The organism is Pseudomonas chlororaphis (genome assembly GCA_001023535.1).
GTDB lineage: Bacteria > Pseudomonadota > Gammaproteobacteria > Pseudomonadales > Pseudomonadaceae > Aquipseudomonas > Aquipseudomonas chlororaphis_E.
Window position 1 is genome coordinate 1,216,238 of sequence record CP011020.1, and the last position, 16,837, is coordinate 1,233,074.

Here is a 16,837-nt window from a genome sequence, read left to right on the forward strand (position 1 = left end):
AGGGCCGCACATAAATGTGGCGAGGACGTGGGCTCAGCGGCGGGAGCGCGGGCCCTTGGCGGCCTGGATGATCAACTCGCGCTGGCGGCGAATCTCCACCAGCTTGCGGCGCATTTCCCGGTGGCGCTGGCTGTTGAGCAACAACAACCCCAGTAGAGGCAGTAGCACGGCGAACAGGTAGACGCCTTGGTGCGGCCGGTAGGCAAACATCGGCAGCACGGCGGCCAGGCACGCCAGGAAATACCCCGCGACCCCCCAGACGGCCCAGGCCCGCCCACGTACGATCAGGAGATTGGCCCCCACCAGGACGAGCACCAGGGCCAATGTCCCGAACCCGACATAGTCAGCCCTGGTGGAGGGTTCCAAGGCCCGCCAGTAGGTCGTCCCGGCCAGCGAGAGCAGCATCGACCCGCAAAAGCAGCCCAGCAAAAGGGTGCCCATGAACACCGGGAAGTAGCGGGCCAGGAAGCCCTTCAGCGATCCGCCGCCGATCATTCGGTGAACTCCTCGTACAGGCCGACAGCCACGGTTTTCACATGGCCGTCGCTGGTGTAACTCCCGATGACACCCAAGGCCCCCCCCAAGGCGTCCTTGATCTGGGTCAGCGTCGCGTGTCTGATTTCGGCGGACGAATAACGTTTGGGCAGGGCCCCGGCCCGCTGCTGCAACTTGAGCAGCTTGGCGGTCAGGCTCGGGTCCTTGAGCGTCAGCAACTCCTTGGTCAATTTGCTGCGTTCCTGCCGGCTCAACCCCTTGAGCAACTGGTACCAGCTCTTTCCGGTAGCGGCTGCCTTGTTGGCCTTGAGCAGGCGAACCGTGGTCAGGGCCGAGCCACCCACGCCCACCAGGGACACCGCATCCAGGATCGGCGAGACGATGTTGTACCAGTCGGCGTCGTTCATCTCATCATTGCCGGTGGGGTTGTTCAGTTCGTTGGCGACCCGCGCGCCGCCAATCACACATTGAGCGGTACTCGCCGTCGCGGCAGCTACGCCCAGGGCCACCACCCAGGCACTGGCTCCAGCGGTAAAGGGCACGGCGACGCTGCCACTGAACACCACCACCCAACCGATGACGGCGGCGACGCAGGACAAGCCGGCATTGGTCGCCTCCACCCCGAGCTTCGACTCCCGCGGGCTGCTTTTCACCTGGTCGATGAACTGCTGCGGGGCGATGTACTTCTTGGCCTCGCGCAAAATCACGCGCTTGGGCGCGATGCTGCAGATCGGCTTGAACTCGCGCAGGGTCACCACGTTGTACTCAGAGTCGATATACACCACCCCTGCGCCGGCGATATTGGGGTCCGCATCGATGGCCGCGAACAGGCGCGGCAGGTTGACCTGGGCTTCGATGCGTTGACGGGCCATGTACTGGGAGAACGTGAAGTCCATGCCAATGGCGGGGGTTGAGGGGCTGCTCATGGGAATCGTCCTTGAGGATCGGAGGGGGAGCGCCTTATCGACACAACCTCTGTGCAAGATCGGCACAGACCTTGTGGCGCGGCGCATCACCCGGCTTCATGGCCCGGAACAGGGGCGGCGGCCACGATAGCAAATGGGCAGCACAGCCGCTAGAAAGCAAAACGCCAGCACTTAGGCTGGCGTTTGCGGTGCAACGTGGCAATCAGCGTGGCACGACCGGCTTGCGTGCCGGCTTCGGCCCCTTGCCCTTGGCCGCGTCCTTGCGCTCCTTGGCGGCCTGCTGGTTGCGGGCGAACGCGGCGGCCTTGGCTTGCTCGCGCTTGTCCCACGAGTTGCCGCCGTCGCTGGCGCGCGGTGGCAGGCCGGTGTGCTGGGTCAGGATCCGGGTGGTGTCCTTGCCCACCTTGTGGCTGCCGGCCGGCGTCGAGTTCTTGCGACGGGCGCTCTGGTAGCTGTCGGTGGCCGGCTGGTGCAGCGGGATCAACTGATGCTTGCCCGGCCCGATCAGGTCGGCCCGGCCCATGCGCGTCAGCGCTTCGCGCAGCATCGGCCAGCCCTTGGGGTCGTGGTAGCGCAGGAACGCCTTGTGCAAACGGCGCTGCTCTTCGCTCTTGACGATGGTCACCCCGTCACTCTTGTAGGTGACCTTGCGCAGCGGGTTCTTGCCCGAGTGATACATGGCCGTGGCGGTGGCCATCGGCGACGGGTAGAACGCCTGCACCTGGTCGGCCCGGAAGCCGTTGCCCTTGAGCCAAAGCGCCAAGTTCATCATGTCTTCGTCGGTGGTGCCCGGGTGGGCGGCGATGAAGTACGGAATCAGGTACTGCTCTTTCCCGGCTTCCTTGGTGTACTTCTCGAACATCCGCTTGAACCGGTCATAGGTGCCGATGCCCGGCTTCATCATCTGGTTGAGCGGCCCTTCCTCGGTGTGCTCCGGGGCGATCTTCAGGTAACCGCCGACGTGGTGGGTCACCAGCTCCTTGACGTACTCCGGCGACTCGACCGCCAGGTCGTAGCGCAGGCCGGAAGCGATCAGGATCTTCTTCACCCCAGGCAATGCCCGCGCGCTGCGGTACAGCTGGATCAGCGAGGAATGGTCGGTGTTCAGGTTCGGGCAGATGCCGGGGAACACGCAAGAAGGCTTGCGGCATGCGGATTCGATCTCCGGGCTCTTGCAAGCAATGCGGTACATGTTCGCGGTCGGGCCGCCGAGGTCGGAAATCACCCCGGTAAAGCCCGGGACCTTGTCGCGGATCTCTTCGATCTCGCGAATGATCGACTCCTCGGAACGGTTCTGGATGATCCGGCCTTCGTGCTCGGTGATCGAGCAGAACGTGCAGCCGCCGAAGCAGCCGCGCATGATGTTCACCGAGAACCGGATCATCTCGTAGGCCGGAATCTTTTCCTTGCCGTAGGCCGGGTGCGGGACACGTGCGTAGGGCATGCCGAACACGTAGTCCATTTCCTCGGTGGTCATCGGAATGGGCGGCGGGTTGAACCAGACATCGACGTCGCCGTGCTTCTGCACCAGGGCGCGGGCATTGCCCGGGTTGGTTTCCAGGTGAAGCACGCGGTTGGCGTGGGCATAGAGCACCGCGTCGTTGCGCACCTTCTCCACCGAAGGCAGGCGGATCACGGTCTTGTCGCGGGTCATCTTCGGACTGGCCAGGATCTGTACGACCTTGGCTTCGCTGGGGTCCTCAACCGGCCCCTTCTCCTGCTCGATGGCGCAGGCCGCAGTGTCCTGGGTGTTCACGTACGGGTTGATGATCTTGTCGATCTTGCCCGGACGGTCGATGCGCGTGGAATCGACTTCGTACCAGTCTTTGGGCGTGTCACGGCGAATGAACGCAGTGCCGCGCACATCGGTGATGTCTTCGATCTTGTGGCCATAGGACAGGCGCTGGGCGACCTCGACGATGGCCCGCTCGGCGTTGCCGTAGAGCAGGATGTCGGCGCTGGCGTCGATCAGGATCGAGTTGCGCACCCGGTCCTGCCAGTAATCGTAATGAGCAATGCGTCGCAGGGACGCTTCGATGCCGCCGAGCACGATGGGCACATGCTTGTAGGCTTCCTTGCAGCGCTGGCTGTAGACCAGGCTCGCACGGTCCGGACGCTTGCCCGCCAGGCCGCCGGGGGTATAGGCGTCATCGGAACGGATCTTCTTGTCGGCGGTGTAGCGGTTGATCATCGAGTCCATGTTGCCGGCCGCGACGCCGAAGAACAGGTTGGGCTCGCCGAGCTTCATGAAGTCGTCTTTGGACTGCCAGTTCGGCTGGGCAATGATCCCCACGCGAAAGCCCTGGGCTTCCAGCAAACGGCCGATGATCGCCATGCCGAACGACGGGTGGTCGACGTAGGCATCACCGGTCACGATGATGATGTCGCACGAATCCCAGCCGAGCTGATCCATCTCCTCCCTGCTCATGGGCAGGAATGGCGCTGGGCCGAAACATTCGGCCCAGTACTTGGGATAGTCAAATAACGGCTTGGCTGCTTGCATGTCGATGACCGATATAAAAGGTGAAAAATCGCGGGGGCGAAATATAGCACAAAAAATGATCAAGTCCGACGGCTATGGTCGGAAATGGTCGGGCTTATCGCAAAACCAATGTGGGAGCGGGCTTGCTCGCGAAAGCGGACGGACATTCAGCATCAATGTCTCCTGAGCCACCGCTTTCGCGAGCAAGCCCGCTCCCACAAGGAGTATTGCAGCCCTTCAAAAAAAGAAGGTCTTACTCATCATCGTCGAAGTTATAGCTACCCGGCGCCAGGTTCTCGAACCGGGTGTATTTACCGATGAACGCCAGGCGGATGAAGCCGATCGGGCCGTTCCGCTGCTTGCCGATGATGATCTCGGCGATGCCCTTGTGCTCCGTCTCGGGGTGATACACCTCGTCCCGGTACACGAACATGATGACGTCGGCGTCCTGCTCGATCGCTCCGGATTCCCGCAAGTCGGAGTTCACCGGGCGCTTGTTGGGACGCTGTTCCAGGGAGCGGTTCAACTGGGAGAGCGCCACCACCGGGCAGTTGAACTCCTTGGCCAGGGCCTTGAGGGAGCGGGAGATCTCGGAAATCTCGTTGGTCCGGTTGTCGCCGCTGGAGCCGGGAATCTGCATCAATTGCAGGTAGTCGATCATGATCAGCGCAATGTCACCGTGCTCGCGCACCAGGCGACGGGTCCGGGCGCGCATTTCAGACGGGCTGATGCCGGCGGTGTCGTCGATGAACAGCTTGCGGTCATTGAGCAGGTTGACCGCCGACGTCAGGCGCGGCCAGTCGTCATCTTCCAGTTGGCCGGAACGGACCTTGGTCTGGTCGATGCGACCCAGGGACGACAGCATACGCATGATCAACGATTCGCCTGGCATCTCGAGGGAATACACCAGCACCGCCTTGTCGCTGCGCAGCACGGCGTTTTCCACCAGGTTCATCGCGAAGGTGGTCTTACCCATGGACGGACGGCCGGCGACGATGATCAGGTCGGACGGCTGCAAGCCGCTGGTCTTCTCGTCGAGGTCGGTGTAGCCGGTGGACAGCCCGGTGATGGCGTTGTCGGTGTTGAACAGGGTATCGATCCGGTCGATGGCCTTGGTCAGCAAGTCGTTGACGCTGACCGGACCGCCGGTCTTTGGCCGCGCCTCGGCGATCTGGAAGATCTGCCGTTCGGCCTCATCGAGGATCTCTTCGGCGGTACGCCCTTCCGGGTTGAAGGCGCTGTCGGCGATCTCGTTGCTGATGCCGATCAGTTGGCGCAGGGTCGCGCGCTGGCGGACGATCTGCGCATAGGCCTTGATGTTGGCGACAGACGGCGTGTTTTTCGCCAGTTCGCCGAGGTAACCGAGGCCGCCCACCTGGGACGTCTGCCCTTCCTTGTCCAGTTGTTCGGCCAGGGTCACGACGTCGATCGGCATGTTCTGATCGGCCAGCTTGGCGATCGCTCGGAAAATCAGGCGGTGGTCATGCCGGTAGAAATCGCCGTCGGAGACTTGATCGAGCACGCGTTCCCAGGCGTTGTTGTCCAGCATCAAGCCACCGAGCACGGCCTGTTCGGCCTCGATGGAGTGCGGCGGCACCTTCAGGGCAGCGGTTTGCAGATCGTATTGCTCGGGAGCGGTGATTTCGTTCATGGCCACTTGATTCTTTGGAAACGCAGGGGTGATGAAAATCGGACTTGCAGAAAGACAAAGGGCACGACCTGTAGACAGGATCGTGCCCGATGTTACCGGCTAGTACCCAAGGGTGCCAGCCGAGAGGTACTGCTTAGGCTGCTACCACGACAACGCGTACGGTGGCTTCAACTTCAGCGTGCAGGTGCACGGCGACGTCGAATTCACCCACGTTGCGGATGGTGCCGTTCGGCAGACGAACTTCGCTTTTCGCGACTTCAACGCCGGAGGCGGTCAGTGCGTCAGCGATGTCGTGAGTACCGATCGAACCGAACAGCTTGCCTTCGTCGCCAGCGGTGGCAGTGATGGTCACTTCCAGCTCGGCCAGTTGGGCAGCACGGCTTTCAGCCGATGCCTTACGGTCTGCGGCGGCTTTTTCCAGCTCAGCGCGACGCTCTTCGAACGCAGCCAGGTTGGCAGCGGTCGCAGCGGTGGCTTTGCCGAAAGGCAGCAGGTAGTTACGACCGTAGCCGGCCTTAACGTTTACTTTGTCGCCCAGGTTGCCCAGGTTGGCGATTTTTTCCAGAAGGATCAGTTGCATGTGAAAATCCTCTAACTTTTAACCTTCACCGTTCGCGTTGTCGGCGTCTTTCGACGCCATCCGACCGCGAAAATCAATCAGGCTGTCAACGATGGCCAGGACCACGAGCAACGGACCGAGCAAGTGCATGAAAGGAAACAACGTCACGTACATCCCCACCAGCCAGAAACTGGCCAGTCGTTTCTGCGCCACCAGCCCATGAACCAGGGCCAGACCGGCGAAGATCAGCGGCACACTGCACAACGGCAACAGGATCAGTGCATGCAGCCCGAAGAACGGAGCCACACACATGACGGCCAGCAGTGACAGCGCCACGCCTTTGGGGAATCGGACGGCGCGAAACTCGCGACCGAAACCACCGGGGTTGTACAACGAAGCTTGCCAATAGCGCCCAAGCATCAGGCACAGCACGCTAAAGATCTGCAACGAAGACGCTATCGAAATGATCATCAGCGGAGCAGTCATGGCGGTGACAAACGCCTTTTGGTCTGCCGAGAATGTCTCGTAGACCCCACCCATCGCCAGCGGCAACACGTCCTTGAACGTCTGCGCCAGCGATTCGATGATGGAACTGAACACAGTCCCCAGGCTCACCGCACACAACAACCCCACGGCCACGCTGCACAGCAGCACGCGGTTCCAGGTATGCCCGGCGCGCAAAATCAACGCCAGGCTGCTAGCCCCGATCAACACCAGGAGCGTTGTCGGGTCCTTCAGGAAATGCCAGCTCACCAACGCCGACAACAACCCGATACCCAGGACGCTCAAGGCGTCCGAACCGCGCCGCAGGAGCACAAGGCATCCGGCGGCGGCACTCAACCAGAACAACAGCGGCAATGCCGCGGATCCGGCCACGACCAGCGTGGCCTGCACACGTCCCCGCATGATGAAGTCAGCTAAGGCGCGCATGCATTCAATCCCTTACTACTCGTCGACGAACCTGGTCTCAGCGGCCGTGGCTGTCGGTGTAGGCCAGCAGGGCCAGGAAGCGGGCGCGCTTGATAGCGGTGGCCAGCTGACGCTGATAACGAGCTTTGGTACCGGTGATACGGCTTGGAACGATTTTGCCGGTCTCGGATACGTAGGCTTTCAGGGTGTTGAGATCTTTGTAGTCGATCTCTTTCACGTCTTCAGCGGTGAAGCGGCAGAATTTACGACGACGGAAGAAACGTGCCATGTGATTGGCTCCTTAAAAGGTCCGTGGATTACTCGTCAGCGTTATCGCTGTTGTCGCTGTCGCTATCGCTGTCATCGCCATCGGCGCTGTCAGAGTGCTCAGGACGGTCGCGACGCTCACGGCGCTCACTGCGGTTTTCTTCAGCCTTGAGCATCTCGGATTGGCCGGTAACGGCTTCTTCGCGACGGATGACCAGGTTACGGATCACTGCATCGTTGTAGCGGAAGTTGTCTTCCAGCTCGGCCAGGGCCTTGCCGGTGCACTCAACGTTCAGCATCACGTAGTGAGCCTTGTGAACATTGTTGATTGCGTAGGCCAGTTGACGACGGCCCCAGTCTTCCAGACGGTGGATTTTGCCGCCGTCTTCTTCGATCAGCTTGGTGTAACGCTCAACCATGCCGCCGACTTGCTCGCTTTGATCCGGGTGGACCAAAAAGATGATTTCGTAATGACGCATGAATGCTCCTTACGGGTTGTAGCCTGCCGCTCAAAAACGGTCAGACAAGGAGTGAATGACACTTATGGACTTGTGGACGCTAGACACATAAGTGCCTGCCATCACAGCAAGGGGCGCAATTGTAGAGAAGGGTCGAGGGCGGCGCAAGGCAATTGGTGATTATTTGAACAACACCGCAAAACCAATGTGGGAGCGGGCTTGCTCGCGAAGCGGTGTCGCTGACACATCACTGTCGACTGTCAGACCGCATTCGCGAGCAAGCCCGCTCCCACATTCAGGCTCGGGTTTGAATCAAGGCTTCTTAGCAGCCGCCTTGACGCTACGCTGGCGCAGCGCCTCGAACAGGCAGACCCCGGTGGCGACCGAGACGTTGAGGCTGCTGACGCTACCGGCCATCGGCAATTTCACCAGGTAGTCGCAATGCTCGCGGGTCAGGCGACGCATGCCCTTGCCTTCGGCGCCCATGATGAGGATCGTCGGGCCGGTCAGGTCCTGCTGGTAGAGGTCCTGCTCGGCCTCGCCCGCCGTGCCGACCACCCACAGGCCACGCTGCTGGAGTTTCTCCAGGGTGCGCGCCAGGTTGGTCACGGCCACCAGCGGAATCACCTCCGCGGCGCCGCAGGCGACTTTTCGGACCGCCGGGGTCAATGTGGCCGACTTGTCCTTGGGCACGATCACCGCCAGCGCGCCGGCGGCATCCGCCGAACGCAGGCAGGCGCCCAGGTTATGCGGGTCGGTCACGCCGTCCAGTACCAGCAACAGTGGCGCGCCTTCGGTGCGATCGAGCAGCTCTTCGAGCATGGCCTCACCCCAGACTTGGCTCGGGCTGACCTCGGCCACGACGCCCTGGTGAACGCCTTCGACCCAGGCGTCCATCTCGCGCCGCTCGGCCTGGCCGACTGCCACGCGGTTTTCGTTGGCCAGCTCGACCAGGGTTTGCACCCGAGGCTCGCTGCGGCTTTCCGCCAGCCAGATCTGCTTGACCCGCTTGGGGTGATGACGCAACAGCGCTTCCACGGCATGCACGCCGTAGATTTTTTCCAACTGACTCATGACTTGGCCTTGGGTTTACGCGCCCCGCCACTCTTGGCCGGGGCCGAGCCCGCTTTCGGCGGGCCTTTACGGTGTTTGCTCGGTTTGCTGGCGGCCTTGTCCGGTGCCGAACGCCCAGCCTTGCCCGACGCTCCTTTGCCACCGTTCTTGGCTTCAGCCAGCAACGCCTGCTTCATTTCACGGCTTTTGCGCACTTCGGCGTTCTTCGCCGCCGCATCGCTCGGACGATAGGCCTCGCTGGCTTTTTCCTTGGCCGACCCGCGCCCGGAGCGGGACGATGCCGGCTCGGCGGCCTTGGCAGCAGGCGCGGAGGTTTCGGCACCGCGTTTCTTGCGGCCAATCGGCGCGCTGATGGTCTTTTCCGCCATCTCGAAGTCGATCTTGCGCTCGTCGAGGTCGACGCGCATGACCCGCACTTCAACGGTATCACCCAGGCGGAAGCTGCGACCGGTGCGCTCGCCCGCCAGGCGGTGATGCACGGGGTCGAAGTGATAGTAGTCCGCCGGCAGCGCAGTGACGTGCACCAGGCCCTCGACGTAGATATCGGTCAGCTCGACGAACAGGCCGAAACCGGTCACGGCCGTGATCACGCCCGGGAACGACTCACCGACGCGATCCTTCATGTATTCGCACTTGAGCCAGTTCACCACGTCACGGGTCGCTTCGTCGGCACGACGCTCGCTCATCGAGCATTGTTCGCCGAGCTGCTCGAGGGCGGCTTCGTCGTACGGGTAGATGCGCGCCTTCGGAATCGTCATCGCACCGGCACGCTTGACGTGCGGAGTGTTCATCTTCGAATGGATCACGCTGCGAATGGCCCGGTGCGTGAGCAGGTCGGGGTAACGGCGGATCGGCGACGTGAAGTGGGTGTAGGCTTCGTAATTCAGGCCGAAGTGGCCTTGGTTATCGGCGCTGTACACCGCCTGGCTCAACGAACGCAGCATCACGGTCTGGATCAGGTGGAAATCCGGGCGATCCTTGATGCTGGCCAGCAGGGCCTGGTAATCCTTGGGTGTCGGACCTTCCTTGCCTTTGTGCAAGGAAAGGCCGAGCTCGCCGAGGAACGCCCGCAGTTTTTCCAGACGCTCCGGCGGCGGGCCGTCGTGGACCCGGTACAACGCGGGAATCTCGTGCTTCTTCAGGAATTCGGCGGTGGCGACGTTGGCCGCCAGCATGCATTCCTCGATCAGCTTGTGCGCATCGTTGCGAACAGTCGGGCGGATTTCGGCGATCTTGCGCTCGGAACCGAAGATGATCCGGGTTTCCTGGGTTTCAAAATCGATTGCACCGCGCACATGACGCGCCGCCAGCAACACCTTGTACAGCGCATAAAGCTGCTTGAGATCCGGCAACACTTCGCTGTACTCACCGCGCAACTTGCGCGACTCGGCCAGTTTCGGCGTCTCCAGCATCGCGCTGACCTTGTTGTAGGTCAGCCGCGCGTGGGAATGGATGACCGCTTCGTAGAAGCAGTAGTCGGTCATTTCGCCGGACTTGGAGATGGTCATCTCGCAAACCATGGCCAGGCGATCGACATGCGGGTTGAGCGAGCACAGACCGTTGGACAGTTGCTCAGGCAGCATCGGCACCACGCGCTCGGGGAAGTACACCGAGTTGCCGCGCACCTGCGCTTCGGCGTCCAGCGCCGAACCGAGCTTCACGTAGCTGGAAACGTCGGCGATGGCCACGTACAGCTTCCAACCGCCGGAGAACAGGCGCAGCTTGCCGGGCCGGGCTTCGCAGTAGACCGCGTCGTCGAAGTCCCGGGCATCCTCACCGTCGATGGTGACAAACGGCAGGTGACGCAAGTCGATGCGTTTTTCCTTGTCCTTCTCTTCGACTTCCGGCTTGAGCTTGGAAGCCTCCTTCATGACCGCATCGGGCCAGACGTGTGGGATGTCGTAGGTGCGCAGGGCGACATCGATCTCCATGCCCGGGGCCATGTAGTTGCCGACCACTTCCACCACGTCCCCTTGGGGCTGGAAGCGCGGGGTAGGCCAGTGGGTGATCTTCACTTCGACGAACTGACCGACCTTGGCGTCGGCATTGCGGCCCGGGGTAACCAGCACTTCCTGTTGGATCTTCGGGTTGTCGGCGACGACGAAACCGATGCCGCCTTCTTCGAAATAACGACCGACGATGCTTTCGTGGGCGCGGGACACCACCTCGACGATCACGCCTTCACGACGACCGCGGCGGTCCAGGCCGGAGACGCGAGCCAGGGCCCGGTCACCGTCGAACACCAGGCGCATCTGCGCCGGGCTCATGAACAGGTCGTCGCTGCCGTCGTCCGGAATCAGGAACCCAAAGCCGTCGCGATGGCCGGCGATGCGGCCCAGAATCAGGTCGAGCTTGTCCACCGGCGCATAAGTGCCGCGGCGGGTGTAGATCAACTGGGCGTCGCGCTCCATGGCGCGCAAGCGGCGGCGCAGGGCTTCGAGCTGGTCCTCGGTGGTCAGCCCGAATTCTTCGACCAATTGCTCGCGGCTGGCGGGCGAACCCCGATCGGCGAGATGCGCCAGGATCAGTTCGCGGCTAGGAATAGGGTTTTCATATTTTTCCGCTTCACGAGCGGCCTCGGGATCGAGGGACTGCCAATCGGCCATTAGAGAATTTTCACCTTGTCTATATGCGGGTTAGTTTGGCATAGGCTTAATGAAACGGGAAATTTCAGGCACCTGAATCCTGTTTCCGACGCCGTTCGACCCTGCGCTGCAGCTCAGGATCGTGCCATTCGTGAAATTTCCAGGTTTTTTTACCAAGGGGGGTTTACAGTTAAAAACACGCTCCGTATAGTGCGCGCCATCGACGACGCACACACGTTGCCGATATTGCCCAGATGGTGAAATTGGTAGACACGCCAGCTTCAGGTGCTGGTGACCGCAAGGTCGTGGAAGTTCGAGTCTTCTTCTGGGCACCAATTTCAAGCTGCAGACCAAGAGCCTGCAAGCTTCACAAAAACCCGCGAAAGCGGGTTTTTGCATTTCTGCCCTCCTGAAATTCGCCCTGGCAATTACTAAAACAAAAACAGGGGTTTACAGATCAAAACGCGCTCCGTATAGTGCGCCACATCAACAGCGGCAACGCTGAAGATGCTGCCCAGATGGTGAAATTGGTAGACACGCCAGCTTCAGGTGCTGGTGACCGCAAGGTCGTGGAAGTTCGAGTCTTCTTCTGGGCACCAATTCAAGCTTCAAGGTCATGGCCTTGAACCTCACAGAAACCCGCGAAAGCGGGTTTTTGCGTTTCTGGGCCCTGGAAATATCCGAGTCGCTGAAATCGCTATCGCGAGCAAGCTCGCTCCCACAGTGGATCTCTGTTCACTGCGATCCTTGTGGGAGCGAGCTTGCTCGCGATGAGGCCAGCCCAGCCGCGAGATCAGGCCCGGAACTGCCCCAGGCTTGCCTTCAACTGCGCAGCCAGGCTGTCGAGCACCTTGCCGCTGGCGGTGGTCTCCACCACGGCCTGGGCCGCCTTCTCGGCCTGGACATGGATGGTTTCCACGCGCCCGCGCACCGCTTGCGCGCCCTGGGCCTGATGAGCTGCGGCCTGAGTCGCCAGGCCGATGGCCGCATGCACCTGCTCCACGGAGGTCTGCACCGTCTGCTGCAAGCGCGCACTGTCACGCAACACCAACAACCCCTCGCTGGCCTGACGTCCCGCCAGACCAATCGCCGCCACGGCCTCACGAGCCCCCTGCTGCAACGCCACGATGTGCGCCTGAATATCACCCGTCGAGCTCTGGGTCTTGCTCGCCAGCGCCCGCACTTCATCCGCCACCACCGCAAACCCGCGTCCGGTCTCGCCGGCCCGGGCCGCTTCGATCGCCGCGTTCAAGGCCAGCAGGTTGGTCTGCTCGGCAATGCCATGGATCACCGTCAGCACCACCTCGATCTGCTCGCTCTGCTGCGCCAGCCGCTCGATCACCTTCGCCCCGGTGTCCACTTGCCCGGCCAACGCCTCGATCAAACCGCTGACCTTCGCCGAGGTGCGCGTGTTTTCGTCCGTGGCCTGGCGAATCTCCACCACCTGCTGCAAGGCCGCCTGCATCGCCTGGCTTTCCGATTGAGCTTCGTCGGCCATTTGCGACAGCGCCCGCAAGCTCTCGGCCACCTCATCACGCTGCATCCCGGCTGCCGCATCGGCGCCGGAGTTGCGCAAGGTCATGGCGCCGATTTCCACGCCGGTACGCTGGGCGACATCGCCGGCCTCGCGCACGATGGGTTGCAACTTATCCACAAAGCGATTGACCGCCGAGGCCATGTCGCCGATCTCATCCTTGCTGTTGATTTGCACACGCTTGGTCAGGTCGCCCTCGCCCGCCGCCAGGTCATTCATCGCCGCGATCAGCAGCTTGAGGCGATTGACCACCCGACGCCCCAGCACCACGGCCAGCAGCAACAGGACACCAGCGCCCACCAACGCCAGGCCGAGACCGATGCGCCAGCGCAAGGTGCTTGCCGCTTCCTGCACCGTACTGGAAGTGTTGGTCTGCATTTGCGTGGCCGTGGCCTGGGCCGATTGCAACCGACCGCGCATGGCGGTGGCACTGTCGGCCGCCGCGCCTTTCAGGCTATCGCCCACCAACTGGTCACTGCTGGCGATCAACGCCGAAAAGCGCTGGTCCAGCGCCTTCAGGTCGGTTTCGACGGACGCGGTGGAAACCCCCATCAATACCTTGCCGATCTCCACGCCATTGGGGTTGATCGACGCTTCGAGGTAATACACCGAAGGATCGCTCTTCGCCGCATCCAACACCCTGTCCAGCGCCCGCTCGCCCTTGCCCTTCTCCAGCAACGCCTTGTTGATCGGGTTTTCCCGGTTCAGGTAGCGAGTCAGGTGTTCACCGGCAGCGTCGTCGTAAATGACGAACAAAACATTGGGGTTGCGCTGGGCCCGGCGGGCGAATTCGGAAAGGGTCGGCACATCGCTGTCCCACATGGCGCGGGGCGCGACAGAAGCCAGGAGTTGCGCCATATCATTGGCGGAATCGCGCAAGTCTTTCTCCAACGTCCCACGCAACTGCGCTTGCTCGTCCTTCAGACGCGCGGACAGCCCGGCATTCAACCGTTGGCGAGTGTTGGCGGACAGGCTGTCCAGGCTCGACGTGACCTCACGCCCGGCCTGCTCCAGCTCTGCCGAAAGTTTCTGGCTGTCTACGCCCAACCGCGCGCCGAGATCGGCTTCCAGCGCCGTGACAGTGCTCCGGGTCAGCGCGACGGCCACCAGTACCTGCACCAAAAGGGCGATACCGAGGGTAACGAACACGGGCCGCAGTAAACGGCTTTGTAACAGTGAGAGAACGGCCGACACGTGAAATCCCTCTACCAAACGCCATTAATTTGATGGCACTCATCAAGAGCTGCCTGTAATGGAGTTGCATAGCAAGTGTCATGCCGCCTGGCAGCAGAAACGGCAAAGGACCCAAATGAGGGTCCTTTGCTATTTACATCAACGACTTATCAGCCGAAAGGATGACGCAGAACGATGGTTTCGTTACGGTCAGGCCCCGTCGAAATAATGTCGATCGGCGCACCGACCAGCTCTTCGACACGCTTGATGTAGTTACGGGCTGCCGCTGGCAGCTCTTCCAGGGTCTTGGCGCCTACGGTCGATTCAGCCCAGCCCGGCATCTGCTCGTACACTGGCTCCAGGCCGATGTAGCTGTCGGCGTCGGTCGGTGCGTCGATGACAGCGCCGTCCTGGTTCTTGTAGCCCACGCAGATATTGATGGTTTCCAGGCCGTCCAGCACGTCCAGCTTGGTCAGGCACAGGCCCGAGATGCTGTTGACGTCGATGGCGCGACGCAGGATGACCGCATCGAACCAGCCACAACGACGGGCACGACCGGTGGTCGCACCGAATTCATGGCCGCGCTTGGCCAGGAAAGCGCCGACATCGTCGAACAGTTCGGTCGGGAACGGACCCGAACCGACGCGCGTGGTGTAGGCCTTGGTGATGCCCAGGATGTAGTCCACGTACATCGGGCCGAAACCCGAACCGGTGGCGATACCGCCGGCGGTGGTGTTGGAGCTGGTGACGTACGGATAGGTGCCGTGGTCGATGTCCAGCAGCGAACCCTGGGCGCCTTCGAACATGATGTCCTTGCCGGCACGACGCAGCTCGTGCAGTTCGGCCGTGACGTCGAGCATCATCGGTTTGAGGAGCTCGGCGTACTCCATGCACTCATCCAGGGTCTTCTGGAAGTCGATGGCCGGCTCTTTGTAGTAATTGACCAGGACAAAGTTGTGGTAGTCCAGCAACTCACCCAGCTTGGCGGCGAAACGCTCACGATGGAACAGGTCACCGATACGCAGGCCGCGACGCGCGACCTTGTCTTCGTAGGCCGGGCCGATACCGCGACCGGTGGTGCCGATCTTCAGCTCGCCACGAGCCTTTTCACGGGCCTGGTCCAGTGCAACGTGGTAGGACAGGATCAGCGGGCAGGACGGGCTGATACGCAGGCGCTCACGCACCGGTACGCCTTTCTCTTCCAGCTTGATGATTTCCCGCAGCAGGGCGTCGGGCGCAACCACCACACCGTTGCCGATCAGGCACTGGACGCCTTCGCGCAGCACGCCCGAGGGAATCAGGTGCAGAACGGTCTTCTCACCGTCGATCACCAAGGTGTGACCTGCGTTGTGGCCACCCTGGTAGCGCACTACGGCGGCAGCATGTTCGGTCAGCAGATCAACGATCTTGCCTTTGCCCTCATCACCCCACTGGGTGCCCAGGACTACGACATTCTTACCCATAACACTTGTCCTCATTCGCGCAAACTTGGTGCCGGCCGCGGCCGGCGAGAAAACTCAAGAAGCCAGCGGCAATACTTGCCAAAGCCCATTCTGCTGAATCAATTGCCGGTCGCAGTCCGCTTCACGGGCGGCGGCCACAGGTTGCCCAGGCAAGGCCTGGACGACACGCTGACCCTCGCTGCGCAACTGGCAGACGGCCTGCCAGAGTGCCGCATCCGTACTGTCAGGCATCCAGATACCGCCAGACGGTAGCTCGATCTCAGCACGCCCCAGGGTCACCAGGGTTTTCAAATCGGTAGAGAAGCCGGTCGCCGGACGGGCGCGACCGAAGTCGGCACCGATGTCGTCATAGCGCCCGCCCTGGGCGATGGACTGGCCAACACCCGGCACGAATACGGCAAACACGACACCGGTGTGGTAGTGATAACCGCGCAGCTCACCCAGGTCGAAATACAGCGGCAGGTCTGGGAAACGCACCGACAGACGCTCGGCAATCGCCAGCAGGTCGTCGAGCGCCGCCAACACCGGCGCCGGCGCGTGGGCCAGGCGCTCGCGAGCCGCGGCCAGCACCTCACGACCACCGCACAAGTCCACCAGCGCCCGCAGCATGCCTGACAGATCGGCCGGCAGGCCTTCGGTCAGGCTGATGACTTCGTCGATGGCCTTGCGTTGCAGCGCATCGAACAACTGCTGCTCCACTTCGCCAGACAGGCCGGCCGCACGGGCCAGGCCGCGATAAATACCGACATGCCCCAAGTCCATGTGGACATCCGGCACGTCGGCCAGTTGCAACATGGCCAACATCAGGCTGATGACTTCCACGTCGCTGCTCGGGCTGGCATCGCCATACAACTCGGCACCCAACTGGATCGGGCTGCGCGAGGATGACAAGGCACGTGGCTGGGCGTGCAGCACGCTGCCGGCATAGCACAGGCGGCTGGGGCCTTCGCGGCGCAGGGTGTGGGCATCGATACGCGCCACTTGCGGCGTGATGTCGGCCCGAAAGCCCATCTGACGGCCCGATTGAGGGTCGATAACCTTGAAGGTGCGCAGATCCAGGTCCTGGCCCGCGCCGGTCAGCAGGGATTCCAGGTACTCGATATGCGGGGTGACGACAAACTCGTAACCCCAGCTCTGGAACAGATCCAACACCTGCCGACGCGCTACTTCGATACGCGCAGCTTCCGGTGGCAGTACTTCTTCGATGCCATCTGGCAGCAGCCAGCGGTCTACCGTTGCCATTACGCCATTCCCCTATGGT

Annotated in this window: 13 protein-coding genes and 2 tRNA genes; 2 read left to right on the plus strand and 13 right to left on the minus strand. The window is 62.0% G+C overall.

The features are described from left to right. Positions 1-33: 33 nt before the first annotated feature. The 10 genes from VM99_05240 to VM99_05285 form a co-directional block, all read right to left on the minus strand. Positions 34-495 carry a lipoprotein gene (locus tag VM99_05240; GenBank protein AKJ97484.1) on the minus strand — a complete coding sequence of 154 codons (462 nt, stop codon included), beginning with the start codon at positions 493-495 and terminating at the stop codon, positions 34-36. Further along, a complete protein-coding gene (locus tag VM99_05245) occupies positions 492-1,421 on the minus strand; it encodes an NAD synthetase (GenBank protein AKJ97485.1) in 930 nt (309 codons plus the stop codon). The genes VM99_05240 and VM99_05245 overlap by 4 nt, the downstream gene beginning before the upstream one ends. Positions 1,422-1,623: 202 nt before the next feature. Continuing rightward, positions 1,624-3,924: a hypothetical protein gene (locus tag VM99_05250; protein AKJ97486.1), complete on the minus strand. Its 2,301-nt coding sequence runs from the start codon at positions 3,922-3,924 to the stop codon at positions 1,624-1,626. A 232-nt stretch (positions 3,925-4,156) separates the two neighbouring features. Next, a complete protein-coding gene (locus VM99_05255; protein AKJ97487.1) occupies positions 4,157-5,554 on the minus strand; it encodes a DNA helicase in 1,398 nt (465 codons plus the stop codon). 133 nt (positions 5,555-5,687) lie between these two features. Then, entirely contained in the window at positions 5,688-6,134 is a 447-nt protein-coding gene (gene rplI / locus VM99_05260; protein ID AKJ97488.1) for a 50S ribosomal protein L9, read from the minus strand. 18 nt (positions 6,135-6,152) lie between these two features. After that, a complete protein-coding gene (locus VM99_05265) occupies positions 6,153-7,043 on the minus strand; it encodes a membrane protein (GenBank protein AKJ97489.1) in 891 nt (296 codons plus the stop codon). Positions 7,044-7,080: 37 nt separating this feature from the next. Then, on the minus strand, positions 7,081-7,311 hold the full coding sequence (gene rpsR, locus VM99_05270; GenBank protein ID AKJ97490.1) for a 30S ribosomal protein S18: 231 nt from the start codon (positions 7,309-7,311) through the stop codon (positions 7,081-7,083). A 28-nt stretch (positions 7,312-7,339) separates the two neighbouring features. Next, entirely contained in the window at positions 7,340-7,768 is a 429-nt protein-coding gene (locus tag VM99_05275) for a 30S ribosomal protein S6 (GenBank protein ID AKJ97491.1), read from the minus strand. A gap of 291 nt (positions 7,769-8,059) precedes the next feature. Further along, entirely contained in the window at positions 8,060-8,821 is a 762-nt protein-coding gene (locus VM99_05280) for a 23S rRNA methyltransferase (protein ID AKJ97492.1), read from the minus strand. Continuing rightward, a complete protein-coding gene (locus VM99_05285; protein ID AKJ97493.1) occupies positions 8,818-11,427 on the minus strand; it encodes an exoribonuclease R in 2,610 nt (869 codons plus the stop codon). Before VM99_05285 ends, VM99_05280 begins: the two co-directional genes overlap by 4 nt. Positions 11,428-11,654: 227 nt before the next feature. On the opposite strand from VM99_05285, the gene VM99_05290 reads away from it, so the two are divergent. Both VM99_05290 and VM99_05295 read left to right on the plus strand, forming a co-directional pair. Beyond that, positions 11,655-11,741: transfer RNA gene (locus tag VM99_05290), tRNA-Leu, on the plus strand. Positions 11,742-11,918: 177 nt separating this feature from the next. Further along, positions 11,919-12,005, plus strand: a tRNA-Leu gene (locus tag VM99_05295). A gap of 194 nt (positions 12,006-12,199) precedes the next feature. Here VM99_05295 and VM99_05300 read toward each other — a convergent pair. From VM99_05300 to hisZ, 3 genes are all read right to left on the minus strand, one after another. Further along, positions 12,200-14,134, minus strand: coding sequence for a chemotaxis protein (locus VM99_05300; GenBank protein AKJ97494.1), 1,935 nt, complete (start codon positions 14,132-14,134; stop codon positions 12,200-12,202). A 149-nt stretch (positions 14,135-14,283) separates the two neighbouring features. Continuing rightward, the gene (locus VM99_05305; GenBank protein ID AKJ97495.1) at positions 14,284-15,576 is read right to left on the minus strand and encodes an adenylosuccinate synthetase; all 1,293 of its coding nucleotides are present in this window, start codon (positions 15,574-15,576) and stop codon (positions 14,284-14,286) included. A gap of 54 nt (positions 15,577-15,630) precedes the next feature. Beyond that, the gene (gene hisZ / locus VM99_05310; protein AKJ97496.1) at positions 15,631-16,818 is read right to left on the minus strand and encodes an ATP phosphoribosyltransferase regulatory subunit; all 1,188 of its coding nucleotides are present in this window, start codon (positions 16,816-16,818) and stop codon (positions 15,631-15,633) included. Positions 16,819-16,837 lie beyond the last annotated feature (19 nt).